Source organism: Streptomyces sp. NRRL S-920, assembly GCF_000717945.1.
Classification (GTDB): Bacteria; Actinomycetota; Actinomycetes; order Streptomycetales; family Streptomycetaceae; genus Streptomyces; species Streptomyces alboniger.
In genome coordinates this window covers 1-4,295 of sequence record NZ_JODF01000123.1, presented here as the reverse complement: position 1 = coordinate 4,295, position 4,295 = coordinate 1, and the positions used below count along the sequence as shown (strand labels likewise).

Below are 4,295 nucleotides of genomic sequence, written 5' to 3'. Positions count from 1 at the left end.
GCGGCACTTGTATGGGCCGACCGAGGTCACGTTGTGTGCGACGTGGCATGTGCTGCCGGTGGGTGTGAGGGGCGGTTCGGTGCTGCCGATCGGGCGGCCGCTGGCGAACCGGCAGGTGTATGTCCTTGACGCGTTCTTGCAGCCGGTCCCGCCAGGAGTGGTGGGCGAGGTGTACATGGCGGGCACTGGCCTTGCGTCGTCCGGGGGTGAGTTGTTGTTCGTGGGGCGTGCGGATGAGCAGGTGAAGGTCCGTGGGTTCCGGGTGGAGTTGGGTGAGGTCGAGGCGGTTCTCGCCAGCCACGAGGCGGTAGCTCAGGCTGTGGTGGTGGCTCGTCAGGACGGGCCGGGTGACAAGCGGTTGATTGCGTACGTGACTGTGGAGGGGCCGGGCATTGACGCGCAGGTTCTGTCTGCGTACGTATCTGATCGGCTGCCCGCGTACATGGTCCCGGCGGCGACCGTCGTCCTGGATGCCCTGCCGCTGACGGTCAACGGCAAGGTGGACCGGGCCGCCCTGCCCGCCCCCGACTTCGCAACCCGGGTGACCGGACGGGAGCCGCGCACCGAGACCGAGCGCATATTGAGCCGACTGTTCGCCGAAGTGCTCGGCCTGGACCGCGTAGGTGTCGAGGACGGCTTTTTCGAACTGGGCGGCGACTCCATCAGCTCTATGCAGCTGGTGTCCCGTGCTCGCCGCTCCGGACTTGTGGCGACATCCCGGCAGGTGTTCGAGGAGAAGACACCGGAGCGGCTCGCGCAGGTCGTCTCCATGGCCGGACAGACGGCCGAGACGGCCGACAGCGGTATCGGGGAGGTGCCCTGGACACCGGCGATGCGGGCGCTGGGCGAGCGTGCGGCGCAGCCCGGCTTCGCGCAGTGGGTGATCCTCGGTGCCCCGGCCGGGCTGGGCCTCGACGTACTTACGACCGGCCTCGGGGCTCTGTTGGACGCGCACGACATGTTGCGGGCCCGCACGGTCCCCGGCGAACCGAAGCTGATCGTCGGCGAGCGGGGATCCGCCGATGCCGGGAGCCTGGTCGCACGGGTCGCTGCGGCAGACCTCGGTGCGGGCGGCGTAGAGGCCGTCGCGCACGAGGCCGTGCAGCGCCTCGATCCCGCTTCCGGGGTGATGACTCAGGCGGTATGGGTGGACGCAGACCCCGGCCGAACCGGACAACTAGTGCTAGTAGCCCATCACTTGGTGGTCGACGGAGTGTCCTGGCGGATCCTGGTGTCGGACCTGCGCGCCGCGTGCGAGGCGGCGGTTGCCGGGCGGGTGCCACGCCTGGAACCGGTGGGGACATCGTTCCGCCGCTGGGCGCAGCAGTTGACGGCGGAGGCGACCGGCGAGCGGCGGACTGCCGAGCTGGACGACTGGCTGGCCCTGCTGGGTGAGCACCAACCGCTCCTGCGCGGAGCAGAGTTGGACGCCACGCCGGATACCGTACGGACCCTGCGCCGCCGCTCGTGGGCCGTACCCGCGTACCAGGCGGAGACCCTACTGGCGCACACACCGACCGCGTTCCACTGCGGAGTGGAAGAAGTGCTGCTGGCCGCGCTGACCGCCGCGATCGCGTACTGGCGAGGCGACGGCGACACCGACGACGTACTGATCGACATCGAGGGGCATGGTCGCGAGGCGCTGGATGACGGTGTGGATCTGTCGCGTACGGTCGGCTGGTTCACCAGCGCGCACCCGGTGCGGCTGGGCGCCTCGGGAGTGGATCTCGCCCAGGTCCAGGCGGGCGGGCCTGCCGCCGGTGCACTCCTGAAGGCGGTCAAGGAGCAGGCGCGCGCGGTGCCCGGCGACGGGCTCGGCCACGCCCTCCTGCGTCACCTCAACCCCGAGACCGCCCCCGCCCTGGCAGCCGCCCCGACCCCGCAGATCAACTTCACCTACATGGGACGGTTCGCCGCCGACACGGCGGAAGGCCGGGGCGGCGGTGCCTGGCAGATGGCCGCGGGGAACGCGATCGGAGGCTCGGTCGACCCGGAGACCCCGCTGCGGCACCTGCTGGACGTCGGCGCGATGGTCCGGGACACCCCGGGCGGTCCCGAGCTGACCCTCACCGTCAACTGGCCCGGCCGGCTGGTCGAGGACGTGGACGCCGAACGGCTCGGGCAGGCCTGGGCGGACATGCTCGGCGGCCTCGCGGCCCACACCGTGGCCCCGTCCTCGGGGGGACACACCCCCTCCGACTTCCCTCTCCTCGACCTCGCCCAGGACGAAGTCGACGAATTCGAGGGATTCGAGGAGTTCGAGGGATTCGACGAATCCGACCGCCACGGCTGACCCGACTTCCATGACCGACCCGGCATCCCGCCGCTGTGAGGAGACAGAACGATGACCCGATCCCTTGTCGAGGACGTCTGGCCGCTGTCGCCGTTGCAGGCGGGACTGCTCTTCCACGCCGCCTTCGACGACGAGGGCCCGGACGTCTACCAGGGGCAGCGGACGCTGGAGCTGACCGGACCGCTGGACGTCAACCGGTTGCACAGGTCGTGGCAGGCACTGCTGGACCGGCACGGCGCACTGAGGGCGAGCTTCCGAGGCCGCAAGTCCGGAGAGGCGGTGCAGGTCATCGCCCGCGAGGCGGTACTGCCCTGGCGTACGGAGGACGTCTCGGAACTCGCGGAGCCCGATGCCGCCCGCGAGGCCGACCGGCTGGCCGCGCACGAGCGCGCGCGGCGCTTCGACCCGGCGGCCGCGCCACTGCTGCGGCTCCTGCTGATCCGGCTCGGCGACGAACGCCACCGCCTGGTCCTCACCAGCCACCATGTCGTCATGGACGGCTGGTCCATGGCGGTCCTGTTCAACGAGTTGCCGGCCGTGTACGCGGCGGGCGGCGAGACGCGCGGCCTCCCCAGGACGACGTCGTACCGCGAATACCTCGCATGGCTGGCCCGCCAGGACAAGGAGTCGGCACGGAACGCCTGGCGGGCGGAGCTGGCAGGCTCCGACGAACCGACCCTCGTCGCACCGGCCGACCCCGCCCGCACACCCGTCGCACCCGAAAGCATCATCACCCGACTGTCCGCAGAACTCACCCAATGCATAGGGCAGTTGGCGCGAACCCACGACCTCACGGGTGCCGCTCGACGGCGGGCAGCCGGTCGCCGAGATGCTGGCGCGGCTCCAGGAACGCCAGGCGGCGCTCATGGCACACCAGCACCTCGGCCTCTCCGAGGTCCAGAAGCTGGCAGGCCCCGGCGTGGTCTTCGACACGCTCGTCGTGTTCGAGAACTACCCCCGCCCTCCCCAAGAAGCGCCCGCCCCCGACGCGTTCACCATGCGTTCCCTCGGCGAGCAGGAGGCCGCCCACTACCCGCTCACCCTGGTCGTAGCCCCCGAGGGCGACCGGATGGCCGTCAAACTCGACCACCGCCCCGATCTGTTCGACCACACCGCCGCGCAATCGGTCGTCGAGCGCCTGGTGCGGGTGCTTGAGCAGCTGGTGGCGGATCCGTCGGTGTTGGTGGGGCGGGTGGATGTCGCGGGTGTGGTGGGGCGGGGGTTGGTGGTGGACGCCTGGAACGCGACGCGGGCGCCTGTGTCGGGTGTGTCGGTGCCGGAACTGTTCGCCCGTCAGGTGGAGCGCGCTCCAGTTGCGCTAGCGGTCGTTGACGGCGAACGTCGGCTCTCTTATGGCGAGTTGGAAAAGGCGGCGGGTCGCCTGGCGGGCTATTTGGCGGGTCTGGGTGTGGGTCGGGGTGATCGGGTCGCGGTGGTGATGGAGCGCTCGGCCGATCTCCTTGTGGCGCTGCTGGGGGTGTGGCGGGCAGGCGCCGCCTACGTCCCGGTCGACCCGGAATACCCGGCGGAACGCATCACGTACGTGCTGACCGATTCCGCCCCGGCGGCGGTGGTCTGCACCCGGGAGACGCGGGGGCTGCTGCCCGAGGACTTAGACGTCCCGCCGGTGGTCCTCGATGACGCCCAGGTGGCAGCGGCGATCAGGCGTTCCCGGACCGGTGCGGCCGATGTGCCCGTGGGTGCGGAGGACTTGGCGTATGTGATGTATACGTCCGGGTCGACGGGGGTGCCGAAGGGTGTGGCGGTGCCGCACGGGAGTGTGGCCGCGCTGGCGGGGGACAGCGGGTGGTCGATTGGCGCCGACGACGCGGTGTTGATGCATGCGCCGCATGCTTTCGATGTGTCGTTGTTCGAGGTGTGGGTGCCGTGGGTGGTGGGTGGTCGGGTGGTGGTGGCGGGGCCGGGTGTGGTGGATGCGGGGCGGGTGCGGGAGGCGGTGGCGGAGGGTGTTACGGCGTTGCATGTGACGGCTGGTTTGTTC

The 4,295-nt window shown here is 70.7% G+C and carries 2 protein-coding genes and 1 pseudogene; all 3 read left to right on the top strand.

The window, feature by feature from the left end:
* A partial coding sequence (locus tag IG54_RS0136990; RefSeq protein ID WP_158709013.1) for a condensation domain-containing protein occupies positions 1 to 2,293 on the top strand: 2,293 nt, incomplete at its 5' end.
* Positions 2,294 to 2,344: 51 nt separating this feature from the next.
* Positions 2,345 to 3,431, top strand: a pseudogene (locus IG54_RS43690) (condensation domain-containing protein); the annotation flags it as partial.
* Positions 3,432 to 3,434: 3 nt separating this feature from the next.
* The coding region (locus tag IG54_RS43390; protein WP_324615453.1) for an AMP-binding protein at positions 3,435 to 4,295 on the top strand (861 nt) is incomplete at its 3' end.